Genomic DNA, 15,863 nt, shown 5'->3' on the forward strand with positions numbered 1-15,863 from the left:
ATGCCACTGGGAACCCTGGACCGTTCGGCGCCGACGCTGTTCAAGCAGGGGCCATCGCCGCTCTCCCGCCTCACCCTCTACAGCGCCCTGGCGCTGTTTTTGATGGTGGCGGACGCACGCTTTCACCTGACCGAGCCGCTGCGCAAGGCCGTCTCTACGGCGCTGTACCCGCTGCAATGGCTGATGCTGCAGCCGGTGGAATTCGCGGACAAGGGGGCTGGATACTTCCAGTCGCTGCAGGCCGCACAGCAGGGCATGGACGACGCGCAGCGCACCATGGCGCAAATGGCGGTGCGCGCCGGCGAGGCCGAGCAGCTGCTGCGCGAGAACGCCGAGCTGCGCCAGTTGCTGGCACTGCGCGAGCGCCTGACCACCGAGGCCACGGCCGCGCAAGTGATTTATGACACGGCAGACCCGTATACGCGGCGTGTGATGGTGGACCGTGGGCAGCTGGCAGGCGTGGAGCCGGGCTCGCCGGTGATGGATGCCTCGGGGGTGCTGGGGCAGGTCACGCGCGTGTTCCCCATGCTCAGCGAAGTCACGCTGCTCATCGACCGCGACCAGGCCATTCCTGTGCTCAACCTGCGCACCGGTGCACGCAGCGTGGCCTACGGCGACCCGGTGGCCGGGCATGGCGGAGGCATGGAGCTGCGCTTCACGCCGGGCAATGCGGATGTGCAGGAAGGCGACCTGCTCACCACCAGCGGCGTGGACGGCCTGTACCCTGCGGGCCTGCCGGTTGCGCGCGTGCTGCGCGTGGAGCGGCGTGCCGACTCCGCCTTTGCGCGCATCTACTGCGCTCCCGTGGCGCAGATGTACGGAGCGCGCCATGTGATGGTGCTCAAGCCGGTGGTGGCCGACCTGCCACCGCGCCCCGAACCTGCGCCGGCGGCGCCCAAGCGCGGAGGCCGCAAATGATCATGCCCAAGGGCCAGCAGCTGCTGCTGCCCGTGAACCCGGTCTTCATCGCTGCCAGCCTGGTGGCCGCGCTGGCGCTGAACATGCTGCCACTGGGCCGCGTGGTCTGGACGCCCGACTGGGTCATGGTGCTGCTCGTGTTCTGGGGCATGCACCAGCCGCAGCGCGTGGGGCTGGGGGTGGCTTTCCTCATGGGGCTGTGCCTGGATGTGTACCAGTCTGCCCTGCTGGGCCAGCATGCGCTGGTGTACTGCCTGCTGATGTTCGGCGCGCAATACACGCACCGCCGCCTGCTGTGGTTCGGCCCGCTGCTGCAGGCGCTGCAACTGCTGCCGCTGTTCTTTGCGGCCCATGCGCTCGAACTGCTGCTGCGCGTAGCCATCGGCGGGGGCATCCTGCCGGGTTTCGAAGGCCTGGTGGCACCGCTGCTGGAGGCCGCCCTCTGGCCGCTGGCCAGCTGGGTGCTGCTGGCGCCCCAGCGCCGCCCGCCCGACCGCGATGAAAACCGGCCGCTGTGAGCGCGCAGGGGTGAAGGGCCGCCGCGGATGACCGAACTGCGCAATGCCGAGGCCGATGTCTGGCACTTTCGCCTGCGCGTGTTCGTCGTGGGCGTGGTGGTGCTGCTGGCATTCCTGCTGATCGTCGCGCGCCTGGTGGTGCTGCAGGTGGTGCGCCACGAGGACCTCGCGGACCAGGCCGAGAGCAACCGCACGGCGGTCGTGCCCATCGTGCCCAACCGCGGCCTCATCCTGGACCGCAACGGCGTGGTGCTGGCCACCAACTACTCGGCATACACGCTGGAGATCACGCCCTCGCGGACCATGGACCTGGAGGCGACGATCGACGCGCTGGCCGAGGTCGTGGACATCCAGCCGCGCGACCGGCGCCGCTTCAAGCGTCTGCGCGAGGAGTCGCGCAGCTTCGACTCCCTGCCCATTCGCACACGGCTGTCGGACGAAGAGGTGGCGCGCTTTGCGGCGCAGCGCTACCGCTTCCCCGGCGTGGACATCAAGGCGCGGCTGTTTCGCAACTACCCGCTGGGCGAGGTGGCGAGCCACGCCATCGGCTACATCGGCCGCATCAACCAGCGCGAAAAGGAGCGCATCGAGGACTCGGACGATGCGGCCAACTACCGCGGCACGGACTACATCGGCAAGCTGGGGGTGGAGCAGAGCTTCGAATCCACGCTCCACGGCCAGACGGGGTTCGAGCGCATGGAGACCTCGGCCGGCGGGCATGCCGTGCGGCGCCTGAACAGCCACCCGGCGACGCCGGGCAACACGGTGATGCTGTCGCTGGACATCAAGCTGCAAAAGCTGATCGAAGATATGTTCGGCGAGCGCCGCGGCGCTCTGGTAGCGCTGGACCCGCGCAACGGCGAGGTGCTGGCGCTGGTGTCCAAACCCACGTTCGACCCCAACCTGTTCGTCGAGGGCATCGACCAGGAAAACTGGCAGGCGCTCAACGAGTCCATCAACAAGCCGCTGCTCAACCGCGCGCTGCGCGGCACCTACCCTCCCGGCTCCACCTACAAGCCCTTCATGGCGCTGGCCGCGCTGGAGCTGGGCAAGCGCACGGCGGGGCAGGTGTTCAACGACCCGGGCTATTACAACTATGGCGGGCGCACCTTCCGCAGCCACGAAGGCGGCCTGGGCGGCGTGGACATGCACCGCGCCATCCAGTATTCGAGCAACACCTACTTCTATTCGCTGGCCGTGGAGATGGGGGTGGACGCCATCCACGACTTCATGAAGCCGTTGGGCTTCGGGCAGATCACCGGCATCGACCTCGGGGGCGAAGTGCGCGGCGTGCTGCCCAGCACCGAGTGGAAGCGCAACACCTACAAACGCCCGGAGGCCAAGCGCTGGTACTCGGGCGAGACAGTGTCGCTGGGCATCGGCCAGGGCTACAACAACTTCACCATGCTGCAGCTGGCCGTGGCCGAGGCCACGCTGGCCAACGGCGGCACCCGCCACCGTCCGCACCTGATCAAGGCCGTGAAAGACCAGGTGGGCGGGCAGGTGACCGAGGTGCAGCAGCCCCCCGGCGAGCGTCTGGGCTACAACCCCAAGCATGTGGCGATCGTGAACAACGCGCTAATGGCCGTGAACCAGGCGGGCACGGGGCGGCGCGTGTTCGCGGGCGCGCCCTACACCTCGGCGGGCAAAACCGGTACGGCGCAGGCGGTGAGCCTGGGGCAGAACGTGCGGTACAACGCCAAGCTGCTGGAGGAGCACCAGCGCGACCACTCCCTGTTTGCCGCGTTCGCACCCGTGGAGGAGCCCCGCATCGCCGTGGCCGTGATCGTGGAGAACGCGGGTTTTGGCGCGGCGGCGGCGGCGCCCATCGTGCGCCGCGTGTTCGACTACTGGCTGCTGGGCCAGTACCCGAGCGAGCAAGACCTGGCGGCCGTCTCCAAGGGGCAGGCCGGTGCTCCCATGGGCACGCCGCGCAACGCGGCGGACGTGCCGCTCGCGATGCCCTGAGGGCTCTTCCGCCCGGTCAGGGTGCGGAAGGACGCGCCAGTGCGCGCGGCGGCGGCAACTGGCTCACCACCAGGGCGGCCACGATCAGCGCCGCGCCCGCCAGGCCGGCCGCGCCCAGGCGCTCGCCGATCAGCACCCAGGCCGTGGCGGCGGCAAACACCGGCTCCAGCCCGAAGACGATGGCGCTGCGCATGGCATCCACGCGCTGCTGGCCCCAGGCCTGCAGCGTCACCACCAGCACGCTGGCCACCACGCCCAGGTAGGCCAGTGCCGTCAGCGCGTGCGCCGGCAGGTCCGCCAGGGCCTGCAGCGACGTGGCGACCTCGCCATGGCGCGCGAGCAGCAGCACGCTGGCCGCGGCGAACATCACCAGCGCCTGCACCGCCGCCATGCGTGTGGCGCGCAGCGGCTGGGCCGCGGTGCGGCGCGCGCATTCCTCCAGCGTGAGGATGTAGATGGCATAGAACAGCGTGCTGGCGAGCGTCAGCGTGTCGCCCAGGTTCCAGGGCTCGTTCTCGTGGAACATCAGCACCATGCCGGCCAACGCCATGGCGCAGGCCGCCCACAGCGCGGCGCCATAGCGCCGGCCCAGCACGGCCATGGCCAACAGCGGCACCACCAGCACGTTCAGCCCGGTGACGAACGCATTGCGGTTGCTGCTGGTGCGCGCCAGCCCCTCGATTTGCAGCCAGAACGCGAGGAACAGCAGGGCGCCCAGCAGCAGACCCCAGCGCAGTTCCGTGCGCCGCAGACCGCGCCACAGCGGCGCCAGCACCAGCAGCGCAATGGCGAAGCGGGCCCAGATGATCTGCAGCGCATCCAGGTGCGCGGACATCATCTTCATCGCGGGGAAGGTGGTGCCCCAGACGGCGACCACCAGCAGGAGGGCCAGCAGGCCCTGGCGTTCGGAACGCATGGTTTCTTCAAAAATGAGAGCTGGTGGCGCTTGTATTAAAAGGATTTCGATATGTTTTTATATCGAAACCCAAGTACATCAAGCGCTGGCAGCTATGGTTTTATAAGCGGCCGCACCGTGCCGCCCCGCGGGTCAGTGGCTCATGCGCCCGATGAAGGAGCGGATGCGGTCGTTGGCCGGGTTGGAGAAGAACTCGGCCGGCGGCGCATCGTGGGCAATGCAGCCCTGGTCGAAGAACATCACGCGGTCGGCCACCTCGCGCGCAAAGCCCATCTCGTGCGTGACCACGATCATCGTCATGCCGCCGCGCGCCAGCTCGCGCATCACGTCCAGCACCTCCTGCACCATCTCGGGATCAAGGGCACTGGTGGGCTCGTCGAACAGCATCACCTTCGGTGCCATGGCCAGCGCGCGCGCAATCGCCACGCGCTGCTGCTGGCCGCCCGACAACTGCCAGGGGTACTTGTGCGCATGGTCCTGCATGCCCACGCGCTTGAGCAGGGCCATGGCCTTGTCGTTGGCCTCGCGGCGCGACGTGTGTCGGATGCGGCGCGGCGCCAGCGTCACGTTGTCCAGCACCGTCATGTGGCCGAACAGGTTGAACTGCTGGAACACCATGCCCACCTCGCTGCGCTGCAGCTGCAGCGTGCGCGGGTCGTCGGTGACCTCCACGCCGTCGATGGTGATGCTGCCGCTGTCGTGCGGCTCCAGGCGGTTGATGGCGCGCAGCAGCGTGGACTTGCCCGAGCCCGAGGCGCCGATGATCACGGTGACCTCGCCTGTGCGGAACACGGTGGACACGCCCTTGAGCACCTCGTGGCTGCCGAAGGCCTTGCGCACGTCCTTGCACACGATGTAGGGATTGGCGGAAGCGGCGTGGCTCATTTCACACGCCCTTCGACGTCAAAGCGGTACTCGATGGCATGCGTGACCTGCGTCACCAGCGTGGTCAGGATCAGGTAGGTGATGGCCACCGTGGTCAGCGTGGCCACGGGCTGGAAGGTGGCGGACTGGATGCGGTTGCCCACGTTGGTCAGCTCCACCACGCCGATGGCGTAGGCGAGCGACGAGTCCTTGAGCAACGCCACGAAGTTGCTCACCAGCGGCGGCAGCGCGATCTTGAAGGCCTGGGGGAACACGACGTCGAAGAACACGTGCGTGCGCGACAGGCCGAGCGCACGCGCGGCCTCGGTCTGCCCGCGCGGCACGGCCAGCAGGCCGGCGCGGATGGCCTCGGCGTTGTAGGCGCCCACGTTCAGGCCCAGCGCCACCACGGCGGCGGCGAAGTCGGGCAGGTTCAGGCCCGGCACCAGCACGGGCAGCGCGAAGTACACGAACAGGATCTGCACCAGCAGCGGCGTGCCGCGGATCGCCCAGATGTAGAAGCTGGCCACCCAGCGCAGCCAGGCCAGGCGCGAGGTGCGCGCCAGCGCCGCAGCCGTGCCCAGCAGCAGGCCCACGGTGCCGCTGACCAGCGTCAGGTACAGCGTGGTGAGCGCGCCTTCGGAGAAGAGCTCCGCGTTGGAGCCGATGGGCTCAGGAAAGAAGGAGAGGAACTGGCCGAGCAGGGCGAGGACCAGCGCCATCAACACCAAAGCCGCCACCAGCGTTGCATTGCTGCGCTGGGTGCGGCTCCAGTGTGCGGGCCAGAGAGCGAGAAGCATGGGCAAAGCGGGCCGGACCCGCAGGCCCGGCGCAGTCGGTTACTTGCAGGTGACGTCTTCTTGGAAGTACTTTTGGGAGATCTTGCCCACAGTGCCGTCGGCGATCGCTTCCTTCAGCGCCTTGTTCCAGGCGTCGGCCAGGCCCTGGTTGCCCTTGGAGACAGCGGAGGCCACCTGCTCCACGAACAGCATGTCGCCCGTGCGGAAGCCCGCCTTGGGCGCCTTGGCCAGCATTTCCTTGGCCACGAAGCGGTCGGTCACCCAGGCGTCCACGCGCTTGGAAGCCAGGGCGTTACGCGCGGCTTCGTCGGTGGGGAAGTTCTTCACGTCCTTCACGCCGGGCACCTTCTTCACGGCGTCCAGGTAGGTCGTGCCGGTCTGCACGGCCACCACCTTGCCGTTCAGGTCAGCGGCCTTGGCCACCTCGGGCTTCATCGACACGATGATGCCGCCCGAGCAGTAGTGCGGCAGCGTGAAGGTCACGGCCTTGGAGCGCTCGTCGGTGATGGCGTGCGAGGCGATCACCAGGTCCCAGCGGTCCTGGGCCAGGCCGGTCAGCAGCGCGTCGAAGCCGACGGTCTTCCACTCGTACTTCAGGCCCATCTTCTTGACCACGGCCTCGGCCACTTCGATCTCGTAGCCCGTGAGCTGCTTGCCCTTGAAGAAGTTGAACGGCGCGTACTGCCCCTCGGAGCCGAGGATGATGGTGCCGCTCTTCTGGATTTCTTCCAGGGGACGCGCCTGCACGACAACGGCGGCGCACAGCGCCACAGCAGTGGCCAGGGTCTTGAACATCTTCATAGGGAGTTCCTGCTTGCTTCAGGTACAAAAAATCCGGCATTGCGGATCACAAGCCGGAAACCAACGCCTGCGCAAGAAGCCCGGGTAAGGGCGGCGTCACGAGGCGGTCACATTATAGAGAGCGGCCCCTGGTGCGCCGCATTGACGCAAACCCGGGGGCCAGGGTCATTGCGGGCGCATCAGCGTGGACTTGCCGAACAGGCTCTCCAGCAGGTCCACGGCCAGCTCGGCCGTCTGGTTGCGCACGTCCAGCGCAGGGTTCAGCTCCACCAGGTCCGCCGAGCCGAGCGCACCGCAGTCGGCCAGCATCTCCATGCACAGCTGGGTTTCGCGGTAGGTCGGGCCGCCGCGCACGCCGGTGCCCACGCCCGGGGCCACCGACGGGTCCAGGCAATCCATGTCGAAGCTCACGTGCAGGTGCGTGTCCTGGTCCACGTCGGCCAGCGCGGCCTGCATCACCGCGCGCATGCCCAACTCGTCGATGGTGCGCATGTCGTACACCTCGATGCCGTGCTCGTTGACGAAGCGCTTCTCGGTGGCGTCCACGCTGCGCACGCCGATCAGCGTGATCTGCCCGGACTGGAGCGCCGGTGGCGCCTCGGGGCCGGCCAGGCGCGTGAGCTGCGCCGGGCCGTGGCCCAGCAGGCACGCCACAGGCATGCCGTGCAGGTTGCCGCTGGGGGAGGACTCGGGGGTGTTGGCGTCCGCGTGCGCGTCGAACCACAGCACCTTCAGCCGCCGCCCGCGCGCGCGGCAGTGCTGCGCCACGGCGCTGATGGAGCCGATGGCCAGGCAGTGGTCGCCGCCCATGAGCAGCGGCAACTGGCCCGCCTGCAGCGCAGCGTGCGTGGCTTCGTACACCGCCCGGTTCCAGGCCGCGACCTCGGCCAGGTGGCGAAAGCCGCTGGCGGGCTCGGCCTGCGGGTTGCCGGGGCCGGCCAGGTTGCCCTGGTCGCGCACGTCGAAGCCGCGTGCCTGCATGGCCCGCGCAATGCCCGCGATGCGCAGCGCGTCGGGGCCCATGCTGGCGCCCAGCACGCTGGCGCCCACGTCGGTGGGGGCGCCGATCAGGGTCAGGGTCGTCATCGGGTCTCTCCTTGCCAGTGAATGCGGGTGGATCGGGTCAGCGCAGGAACGCGTCGTAGCCGGTCTTCAGGATCAGCATGCCCACCACCAGGATGAAGATGCCGCGCACGAAGCCCGCGCCGTGCTTCAGCGCCAGGTGGGCGCCGAGCAGGCTGCCCACCACGTTGGCCACGGCCAGCGGCAGCGCAAAGTGCCACCAGACATGGCCCTTGGCCGTGAACAGGATCAGCGCGGCCACGTTGGTGGCCAGGTTCAGCAGCTTGGCGGACACCGACGCGTTCAGGAAATCGTAGCCCAGCACGCGCACGAAGAGAAACACGAAGAAACTGCCCGTGCCGGGGCCGAAGAAGCCGTCGTAGAAACCGATGGTCACTCCGATTGCGCAGGCCGCCAGGGTTTCACGCCCTGCAGCCAGGCGCGGCGCGTGGTGGCGCCCCAAGTCCTTGCGCGCCAGGGTGTAGATCAGCAGCGCCACCAGCACCAGCGGCAGCAGCTTGCGCAGGAAATCGGCGGAGATCAGCGTCACCACCCAGGCGCCGGCGAACGCGCCGACGAATCCCGCGAGCGCCGCCGGCAGCATGGCACGCCAGCGCATCTGCACGCGGCGGCTGTACTGCCAGGTGGCGATGCCCGTGCCCCAGATGGCGGCACTCTTGTTGGTGCCCATCAGCGTGGCCGGCGGCGCGGTGGGAAACGTGGCGAACAGGGCGGGCAGCAGGATCAGGCCGCCCCCGCCGACGATTGCGTCCACGAAGCCGGCCAGCAGCGAGGCCAGCGAGACGATGATCCATTCCATGGGCGCGATTGTCGCACCGCTACCGCTACGGAATCAGTAGCTGCTTGCGCCCACCCTGCGGGCGCTGGGGCCACTTTTGCTGAAAGTCTCGACAAATAAAAAGGCACCCGGGTTGCGGGTGCCTTGTGAAGGGGCATCTCGTTGCGGATGCCTGATTTGATGGTTGATGTTCTTGTGTTAGGGCTGTTGTCTCCTCGGTCCCCTCGGTTGGCGTGCCGAGGCGCGCTTCGAGTGCATGGACTGTAATAAAACGCACCCCGGTGGTGCATTGGTGGTTTCCCGCACCTGCTGCCACTGGTTCAAACTGGGGCACGCGCCTCGCTGCGAATCCATTGGGCGGCCATCTCAGCCATCATCAGCGTGGGTGCATTGGTATTGCCGCTGGTGATGGTGGGCATGGCGCCCGCGTCCACCACGCGCAGGCCGGCCACCACGCCGCCGCGGCCGTCGCGCACGCGCAGGCGCGCATCCAGCACGGCCTGCGGATCGTCCAGCCGGCCCATGCGCGTAGTGCCCACGGGGTGGAAGATGGTGGTGGCGATATCGCCCGCCAGCCGGGCGAGGTCTTCGTCGCTCTGGTACTGCGGGCCGGGCTTGTATTCCTCGGGCTGGTAGGGAGCCAGTGCGGGCTGGGCCACGATGCGGCGCGTGACGCGCAGACTGTCGGCGGCCACCTGGCGGTCCTCGGGCGTGGACAGGTAGTTGGGAGCGATGGCCGGCGCGGTGCGGAAGTCCGGGCTCTTGATCTGGATGGTTCCGCGGCTGGTGGGGTTCAGGTTGCACACGCTGGCCGTGAAGGCCGGGAAGCGGTGCAGCGGCTCGCCGAAGGCCTCCAGCGACAGGGGCTGCACGTGGTACTCAAGGTTGGGGTGCGGCAGGTCCGGCTGGCTGCGTGTGAAGGCGCCCAGTTGCGACGGTGCCATGCTCATCGGGCCGCTGCGCTTGAAGGCGTATTCCAGGCCGATCCTGGCCTTGCCCAGCAGGTTGCCCGCCAGCATGTTCAGTGTGGGCACGCCCTGCACCTTGTACACGGCGCGGATCTGCAGGTGGTCCTGCAGGTTGGCGCCCACGCCGGGCAGGTCGGCCTGTATGTCGATACCGTGCCGCTGCAGCAACGCGCCGGGGCCGATGCCCGAGAGCTGCAGAATCTGTGGCGAGTTCACCGCGCCGGCGCTCAGGATCACCTCCTGCTGCGCGTGGGCCGTGACCATCTCCTCGCCGGTCCACACCTGCACGCCGGTGCAGCGCAGGCTGCCGTCCGGCTGACGGTCCAGTACCAGGCGCGTCACCTGGGCCGAGGTCCACATCTCGAAATTGGGCCGCCCGTAGCAGGTGGGGCGCAGGAAGGCCTTGGCCGTGTTCCAGCGCCAGCCGTTCTTCTGGTTGACCTCGAAATAGCCCACGCCCTCGTTGGTGCCGCGGTTGAAGTCGTCGGTGGCGGGAATGCCGGCCTGCTGCGCGGCCTGGGCGAAGGCGTCGAGGATGTCCCAGCGCAGGCGTTGCTTTTCCACGCGCCATTCGCCCGAGCTGCCCGTGGACTTGCTGCCGTGCAGGCGCTTGAAGTTCTCGTTCACGCCCTCGGGCTGGTCCAGGCGCCAGTGGTCCTCGTGGCGGCGAAAGGCCGGCAGCACGTTGTCCCAGCGCCAGGCGTCGTCGCCCGTGATCTGGGCCCACTGGTCGTAGTCGCGCGCCTGGCCGCGCATGTAGATCATGCCGTTGATGCTGCTGCAGCCGCCCAGCACCTTGCCGCGCGGGTAGCGCAGGCTGCGGCCGTTCAGGCCGGTGTCGGCCTCAGTGTGATAGAGCCAGTCGGTGCGCGGGTTGCCGATGCAATACAGGTAGCCCACGGGAATGTGGATCCAGTGGTAGTCGTCCCTGCGGCCGGCCTCCACGAGCAGCACACGGTTCTTGGGGTCTGCGCTGAGCCGGTTGGCCAGCAGGGCGCCGGCGGTGCCGCCGCCGATGATGATGTAGTCGAAAGTGGTGTCGCTCATGGATGCCGATCGCACGTCAGGGAAGGAGCGCAACGCGCCAGCGCCGGGGCTGCCGCAGTGCAGCAATCGATTGTGCGATTCGGCACTCGGGTGTCGAGAGGGAAACCCCGCTGCGCTACGTTTTTTGATAGTGGCAGCGCGCGCTGCGGGTGCGTCACGGCCGGTTTTTGATGTTTTTTCAAGCGCCGGCGGGCCTCGCTTTTGCCACGCGCCAATCTGTGGAATGATGCGCCGCGTCAGCCCGTGCGCGGCGCGGCCGCCGGAATATGCAAAACTGCGGGCGCCGCCAGTGGCGCCGGCGCCAGCCGGTCGCCCGGCCTCTTTCCCGACCACCATGCCCGTCACCCACCCTCCATCGGTCGTGCAGGACCACGCTGCCAGGCCCCTTGCCCAGCCGCAGGGCGAGTGGGTGGCTGCGGCCTTTGCCGACCGCCGGGCCTGGCGGCGGGTGGCGGCGCAGCTCAAGGAGTGCGGTCCCGGCGTTGCCTGGAGCCTGCAAGGCGTGCAGCGCCTGGACCACGTGGGCGCGCAGATCCTGTGGAACCACTGGGGCCGCGCCTGGCCCGAGCAGCTGGAACTGACCGAGAACCAGCGTGAGATGCTGGAGCGCGTGGCGCAGTACACCACCCCCTGCGAGCCCCCCGCGCCCTGGCGCCTGGGCGACCAGGTGGACCGCCTGGGCGTGCTGGTGCTGCACGCGCTGGACCATGTGCGCCATCTGGTGATACTGGTGGGCCAGCTGGTGCTGGACGTGCTGCGCCTGCTGCGCAACCCGCGGCGCGGGCCCTGGCGCGACATCTCGGGCCACCTGTACCGCATGGGCGCCACGGCGCTGCCCATTACGGCGCTGGTGGGCTTCCTGATCGGCGTGGTGCTGGCCTATCTCATGTCGCTGCAGTTGCGGCAGTTCGGCGCCGAAGCGTTTATCGTGAACATCCTGGGCATCTCGCTGATCCGCGAGCTGGGGCCCATGCTGGGCGCCATCCTCGTGGCGGGGCGATCGGGCTCGGCCATCACCGCGCAGATTGGCGTGATGCGCGTCACCGAGGAGCTGGACGCCATGCGCGTCATGGGCATACCGCACGGTTTTCGCCTGGTGATGCCGCGCGCGCTGGCGCTGGCGCTGGCCATGCCGCTGGTGGCCCTGTGGACCACGCTGGCGGCGCTGGCGGGCGGCATGCTGGCTGCGGACCTGACCATGGGCATCTCGTCGGCCTACTTTGCGCAGGCCCTGCCTGCCGCCGTGAATGTGTCCAACCTGTGGCTGGCGATGTCCAAGTCGGTGGTTTTCGGCGTGTTCATCGCGCTCATCGGCTGCCACTGGGGGCTGCGCGTCAAGCCCAACACCCAGAGCCTGGGCGAAGGCACCACGGCCTCGGTGGTGAGCGCCATCACCATGGTGATCATCGTGGACGCGCTGTTCGCCGTCGCCTTCAAGAACGTGGGTTTCTAGCCATGGATGCCACCCGCCCCGCCGCAGACGCCGACACCAGGGCCGTGGTTGAGCCGCCGGTGGTGGACATCCGCGGCCTGGCCACGGTGTTCGGCCGGGGTGACGAAGCCTTCACGGTGCACGACGACCTGCAGCTCACCGTGCAGCGCGGCGAGATCCTCTCGCTCGTTGGGGGCTCGGGCACCGGCAAGACGGTGTTGCTGCGCCACATCCTGGGGCTCACGCGGCCCACGCGCGGCAGCGTGGAGGTGCTGGGCCGCTCGGCGGCTGAGCTGGTCGGCGGCGAGCGCGCCAGCAGCCGCGTGGGCATGCTGTTCCAGCACGGGGCGCTGTTCTCGGCCTTCAACGTGCTGGACAACATTGCTTTCGCGCTGCGCGAGCTGGGCACGCTGCCGCCCGCGCTGGTCAACGACGCGGCCATGGTCAAGCTGCGCCTGGCGGGGCTCAAGCCCGAGCACGCCACGCGCATGCCGGCGGACCTCTCGGGCGGCATGATCAAGCGCGTGGCCCTGGCGCGCGCGCTCATCATGGACCCGCCGCTGCTGCTGCTGGACGAACCCACGGCGGGGCTGGACCCGAGCAGTTCCGACGAGTTCTGCGCGCTGCTGCGCGAGCTGCATGCGGCGCTGGGCCTCACGGTGATCATGGTCACGCACGACCTGGATACCCTGTACGCCCTGTCCACGCGCGTGGCCGTGCTGGCCGACCGGCGCGTCATCGTCACCGGCACGCCGCAGGAGGTCGCGCGCTTCGACCATCCCTTCATTCACCACTTTTTTCTCGGAGAACGCGGCCGCCGTGCCATGGCCCAGCCGCCCGCCGCCTCTTCGTCCAAGGAAGCCTGATGGAAAACAAGTCCCATGCCCTGGCCGCAGGCATTTTCGTGATCGCCGTGGCGGCGCTGCTGGCCGGCCTCGGCATGTGGCTCACGCGCGACCAGACCGATTACCAGCTCTACGAGCTGTCCAGCAAGGACAGCGTGAGCGGCCTGCAGCCCCAGGCAGCCGTGCGCTACAAGGGCGTGGCCGTAGGCAAGGTCACGCACATCGGTTTTGACCCGCAGGTCTCGGGCAACGTGCTGATCCGTATCGCCGTGAATGCGGACGCGCCCATCAGCCCCACCACCTTCGCCACGCTGGGCTACCAGGGCGTGACGGGCCTGGCCCATGTGCAGCTGGACGACGCGGAGGCGCCGCTGCCCGCGCCGCCGCCGGGCGCCAGCGGCCTGCCGCGCCTGCCGCTGCACAGCTCCTCGTTCAGCCAACTGGCCGAGCAGGGTCCGGCCATCCTGGGCCAGGTGCAGGAGGCCACGCAGCGCATCAACACCCTGCTGGGCGACGAGAACCAGCAGCGCTTTTCCACAGCACTGAAGCAGTTGGGCGATGCGGCGGGCAGCATCGACCAGCTCGCGCGCCGCCTGGACAACACCGTGACCACCCGGCTGGACCCCGCGCTGGCGGGCGTGCCGCCGCTGGTGCAGGACACGCAGCAGACCCTGCAGGCGCTGCGCCAGGCGGGCAGCAGCGCGGCCACGGCCGCCAACGACGTCAGCCAGGCCATCCGCACGCTGCAGGCCGAGGGCGGCGCGCTCGACGAGATCGCCGCGGGCGCCAAGTCGCTGGCCGGCGCGGCCGACCGCTTCGGCCGCGTCACGCTGCCGCGCATCAACCATGCGGCCGACGAAACCGCGCGCGCCGCGCGCCGCCTGGGCCGCACGGCCTCGGGCATCAACGACAACCCGCAGTCGCTCATCTATGGACCAGGCCGCTCGGCCGCGGGGCCCGGCGAGCCTGGTTTCACCGCTCCCGCAGCGCAGCCCTGACGCATTGCAAGGACCCTATGATGACTATTAAAAAGATAGCTGTTGGCGCTCGCCAGATAAGCGCTAAAGCCATTTTTGGCTTCACATTTATGGCGCTGATGGCGGGCTGCTCCATCCTCCCCGAGCCACCGGTGCGCGCCGATGTGTACGACTTCGGCCCCGGCCCCTTGCAGGCGCCGGGCCCCGCGGCCAGCGCGCCGCTGCCGCCGATCGCGCTGGCCGAGGTGACCGCCACCGGCCTGCCCGAGGGCAGCACCGCGCTGCTGTACCGGCTGGCCTATACCAACGCCCAGCAACTGCGCCCCTACACCCAGGCGCGCTGGAGCCTGCCACCCGCCGTGCTGCTGCACCAGGCGGTGCGCGAGCGCCTGGGCCAGCGCCGCGCGGTGCTCTCTGGCGACGACGGCATGGCCGTGTTGCTGGAGCGCGGCCGCATGCCCAGCGTGCTGCGCCTGGAGCTGGAGGAGTTCAGCCATGTGTTCGGCGCGCCCCAGGCGAGCGCCGGCCTGGTGCGTGTGCGCGCCGTGCTGGCCGACGCGAGCACCGCGGGTGAGACGCTGGTCACGCAGCGGGTGTTCGTGGCGCGGCGCGATGCCGCCACGCCCGATGCCGCCGGCGGCGCCAAGGCCCTGGCCGATGCGGCGGCCCAGGTGGCCGAGGAGCTGGCCGCATGGGTGGAGCAGTCCGGCCGCTGAGCGCCTGCGCCCTTCCCACCCCCAGAGACATGCTGCGCATGTCTCTTTTTTTTGCCCGCCGCGCACCGGCGACGGGGCGGCGGCCTACATGCCGCTGTCGCCCTGGGCTGACGCGGCTTGCGTGCGCGCACCGACGCGCTGCCTCCGGGCACCTGCCTAGAGTCCATTCATCGCCTCGCAATGCCCGGCGCCGTACAGGGGCCAGGCAGGCGATCCCTCAACAACCGCCACAGGAGAGTGACGTATGAACGAAGACCGCATTGAAGGCAATTGGAAGCAGTTCAAGGGCAAAGTGAAGGAGCAATGGGGCAAGCTGACCGACGACGACCTGGACGTCATCGCCGGCAAGCGCGACCAGCTGCTGGGCAAGCTGCAGGAGCGCCACGGGCTGGCCCGGGACGCAGCCGAGGAACAGCTCAAGGGCTGGGAACAGCGCAACCCCGACTTCCGCTACGACTGACGCAACGCGCCGCAGGGGCACGACTCGCGCGCCCTGCGGGATCCAATTTCCATCACATTCATCTGGAGGACATTCCATGAAAAACGCACGCAATCTGCTGGCCCTGGCGGCCGCTGCCCTGATGGCCACTTCGGGCATGGCCATGACCAAGGAGGAATACAACGCCGGCAAGGACCGCATCGGCGCTGACTACAAGGCCGCCAAGGCGCAGTGCGACACCCTGAAGGACAACGCCAAGGACGTCTGCATGAAGGAGGCCAAGGGCCGCGAGAAGGTGGCCAAGGCCGAGCTGGAAGCCCAGTACAAGCCCAGCGACAAGGCCACCTACAACGTGAACGAGGCCCGTGCCGATGCTGACTATGAAGTGGCCAAGGAAAAATGCGACGACCAGAAGGGCGACGCCAAGGACATTTGCGTGAAGGACGCCAAGGCCGCCCATGTGGCCGCCAAGGAAAATGCCAAGGTGCAGCGCGCGCAGGCCAAGCCCGCCGACTCCACCGCCGAGAAGCGCGCCGATGTCGCAGAGGCCAAGAAGGACGCCGCAGAGGCCCAGCGCGAAGCCAACTACAAGGCCGCCAAGGAGCGCTGCGACACCATGAGCGGTGACGCCAAGGACAAGTGCGTGGCCGATGCCAAGCGCACCCACGGCCAATAAACCGGCAAACATGTGCAGCCCCGCCTCTGGCGGGGCTTTTTTTGTCCCCCACCAGCGGCGCCGACATGACATGTGTCAATACCGCCGGTGGCGGTTTTTCTTAAGCTCGCGCCGCTT

The 15,863-nt window shown here is 68.7% G+C and carries 16 protein-coding genes; 9 read left to right on the forward strand and 7 right to left on the reverse strand.

Annotated features, from left to right (window positions below; translation table 11 throughout):
* From mreC to mrdA, 3 genes are read left to right on the forward strand one after another with little or no spacing between them, the layout of a single operon-like run.
* Entirely contained in the window at positions 1-918 is a 918-nt protein-coding gene (gene mreC / locus QY917_RS15060) for a rod shape-determining protein MreC (RefSeq protein ID WP_123675271.1), read from the forward strand.
* Positions 915-1,436, forward strand: a complete 522-nt coding sequence (mreD, locus tag QY917_RS15065) for a rod shape-determining protein MreD (protein WP_011803707.1) — start codon at positions 915-917, stop codon at positions 1,434-1,436. The genes mreC and mreD overlap by 4 nt, the downstream gene beginning before the upstream one ends.
* A 27-nt stretch (positions 1,437-1,463) precedes the next feature.
* Complete coding sequence (gene mrdA, locus QY917_RS15070; protein ID WP_103736823.1) at positions 1,464-3,404, forward strand: penicillin-binding protein 2; 1,941 nt, start codon at positions 1,464-1,466, stop codon at positions 3,402-3,404.
* Between the two features lie 16 nt (positions 3,405-3,420).
* Here mrdA and QY917_RS15075 read toward each other — a convergent pair whose 3' ends face one another.
* The 7 genes from QY917_RS15075 to QY917_RS15105 all read right to left on the reverse strand — a co-directional run bounded on the left by QY917_RS15075 (position 3,421) and on the right by QY917_RS15105 (position 10,661).
* The gene (locus QY917_RS15075) at positions 3,421-4,320 is read right to left on the reverse strand and encodes a DMT family transporter (protein ID WP_088887852.1); all 900 of its coding nucleotides are present in this window, start codon (positions 4,318-4,320) and stop codon (positions 3,421-3,423) included.
* Between the two features lie 132 nt (positions 4,321-4,452).
* Complete coding sequence (locus QY917_RS15080) at positions 4,453-5,205, reverse strand: amino acid ABC transporter ATP-binding protein (RefSeq protein WP_011803710.1); 753 nt, start codon at positions 5,203-5,205, stop codon at positions 4,453-4,455.
* Entirely contained in the window at positions 5,202-5,984 is a 783-nt protein-coding gene (locus QY917_RS15085) for an amino acid ABC transporter permease (RefSeq protein WP_011803711.1), read from the reverse strand. Before QY917_RS15085 ends, QY917_RS15080 begins: the two co-directional genes overlap by 4 nt.
* Before the next feature lie 39 nt (positions 5,985-6,023).
* Positions 6,024-6,785, reverse strand: coding sequence for an ABC transporter substrate-binding protein (locus tag QY917_RS15090; RefSeq protein WP_012655337.1), 762 nt, complete (start codon positions 6,783-6,785; stop codon positions 6,024-6,026).
* Between the two features lie 165 nt (positions 6,786-6,950).
* Positions 6,951-7,871: an arginase gene (rocF, locus tag QY917_RS15095; RefSeq protein ID WP_123675270.1), complete on the reverse strand. Its 921-nt coding sequence runs from the start codon at positions 7,869-7,871 to the stop codon at positions 6,951-6,953.
* Between the two features lie 37 nt (positions 7,872-7,908).
* Positions 7,909-8,667, reverse strand: a complete 759-nt coding sequence (locus tag QY917_RS15100) for a TSUP family transporter (protein WP_012655339.1) — start codon at positions 8,665-8,667, stop codon at positions 7,909-7,911.
* 299 nt (positions 8,668-8,966) lie between these two features.
* Entirely contained in the window at positions 8,967-10,661 is a 1,695-nt protein-coding gene (locus QY917_RS15105) for a GMC family oxidoreductase (protein ID WP_041835849.1), read from the reverse strand.
* Between the two features lie 334 nt (positions 10,662-10,995).
* Here QY917_RS15105 and QY917_RS15110 point away from each other — a divergent pair, with 334 nt between their 5' ends.
* From QY917_RS15110 to QY917_RS15135, 6 genes are all read left to right on the forward strand, one after another.
* The gene (locus tag QY917_RS15110) at positions 10,996-12,114 is read left to right on the forward strand and encodes an ABC transporter permease (RefSeq protein WP_123675269.1); all 1,119 of its coding nucleotides are present in this window, start codon (positions 10,996-10,998) and stop codon (positions 12,112-12,114) included.
* 2 nt (positions 12,115-12,116) lie between these two features.
* The gene (locus QY917_RS15115; RefSeq protein ID WP_012655342.1) at positions 12,117-12,959 is read left to right on the forward strand and encodes an ABC transporter ATP-binding protein; all 843 of its coding nucleotides are present in this window, start codon (positions 12,117-12,119) and stop codon (positions 12,957-12,959) included.
* The gene (locus tag QY917_RS15120) at positions 12,959-13,936 is read left to right on the forward strand and encodes an MlaD family protein (protein WP_088887848.1); all 978 of its coding nucleotides are present in this window, start codon (positions 12,959-12,961) and stop codon (positions 13,934-13,936) included. The genes QY917_RS15115 and QY917_RS15120 overlap by 1 nt, the downstream gene beginning before the upstream one ends.
* A gap of 17 nt (positions 13,937-13,953) precedes the next feature.
* A complete protein-coding gene (locus tag QY917_RS15125) occupies positions 13,954-14,631 on the forward strand; it encodes an ABC-type transport auxiliary lipoprotein family protein (RefSeq protein WP_088887847.1) in 678 nt (225 codons plus the stop codon).
* Positions 14,632-14,875: 244 nt separating this feature from the next.
* Complete coding sequence (locus QY917_RS15130) at positions 14,876-15,091, forward strand: CsbD family protein (RefSeq protein ID WP_088887846.1); 216 nt, start codon at positions 14,876-14,878, stop codon at positions 15,089-15,091.
* Between the two features lie 76 nt (positions 15,092-15,167).
* Positions 15,168-15,746 carry a hypothetical protein gene (locus QY917_RS15135; protein ID WP_123675268.1) on the forward strand — a complete coding sequence of 193 codons (579 nt, stop codon included), beginning with the start codon at positions 15,168-15,170 and terminating at the stop codon, positions 15,744-15,746.
* Positions 15,747-15,863 lie beyond the last annotated feature (117 nt).

This window comes from Diaphorobacter sp. C33 (genome assembly GCF_030503915.1).
In the GTDB taxonomy this organism is placed as follows: Bacteria; Pseudomonadota; Gammaproteobacteria; order Burkholderiales; family Burkholderiaceae_C; genus Diaphorobacter; species Diaphorobacter nitroreducens.

Excerpts from the sequence above, each read along its gene's own strand:
- QY917_RS15105 (WP_041835849.1), bottom strand. The coding sequence starts at position 10,661 with ATGAGCGACACCACTTTCGACTACATCATCATCGGCGGCGGCACCGCC.
- QY917_RS15080 (WP_011803710.1), bottom strand. The coding sequence starts at position 5,205 with ATGAGCCACGCCGCTTCCGCCAATCCCTACATCGTGTGCAAGGACGTG.
- QY917_RS15085 (WP_011803711.1), bottom strand. The coding sequence starts at position 5,984 with ATGCTTCTCGCTCTCTGGCCCGCACACTGGAGCCGCACCCAGCGCAGC.
- QY917_RS15090 (WP_012655337.1), bottom strand. The coding sequence starts at position 6,785 with ATGAAGATGTTCAAGACCCTGGCCACTGCTGTGGCGCTGTGCGCCGCC.
- QY917_RS15130 (WP_088887846.1), top strand. The coding sequence starts at position 14,876 with ATGAACGAAGACCGCATTGAAGGCAATTGGAAGCAGTTCAAGGGCAAA.
- QY917_RS15120 (WP_088887848.1), top strand. The coding sequence starts at position 12,959 with ATGGAAAACAAGTCCCATGCCCTGGCCGCAGGCATTTTCGTGATCGCC.
- mreC (WP_123675271.1), top strand. The coding sequence starts at position 1 with ATGCCACTGGGAACCCTGGACCGTTCGGCGCCGACGCTGTTCAAGCAG.
- QY917_RS15135 (WP_123675268.1), top strand. The coding sequence starts at position 15,168 with ATGAAAAACGCACGCAATCTGCTGGCCCTGGCGGCCGCTGCCCTGATG.
- QY917_RS15100 (WP_012655339.1), bottom strand. The coding sequence starts at position 8,667 with ATGGAATGGATCATCGTCTCGCTGGCCTCGCTGCTGGCCGGCTTCGTG.
- mreD (WP_011803707.1), top strand. The coding sequence starts at position 915 with ATGATCATGCCCAAGGGCCAGCAGCTGCTGCTGCCCGTGAACCCGGTC.
- QY917_RS15125 (WP_088887847.1), top strand. The coding sequence starts at position 13,954 with ATGATGACTATTAAAAAGATAGCTGTTGGCGCTCGCCAGATAAGCGCT.
- mrdA (WP_103736823.1), top strand. The coding sequence starts at position 1,464 with ATGACCGAACTGCGCAATGCCGAGGCCGATGTCTGGCACTTTCGCCTG.
- rocF (WP_123675270.1), bottom strand. The coding sequence starts at position 7,871 with ATGACGACCCTGACCCTGATCGGCGCCCCCACCGACGTGGGCGCCAGC.
- QY917_RS15075 (WP_088887852.1), bottom strand. The coding sequence starts at position 4,320 with ATGCGTTCCGAACGCCAGGGCCTGCTGGCCCTCCTGCTGGTGGTCGCC.
- QY917_RS15115 (WP_012655342.1), top strand. The coding sequence starts at position 12,117 with ATGGATGCCACCCGCCCCGCCGCAGACGCCGACACCAGGGCCGTGGTT.
- QY917_RS15110 (WP_123675269.1), top strand. The coding sequence starts at position 10,996 with ATGCCCGTCACCCACCCTCCATCGGTCGTGCAGGACCACGCTGCCAGG.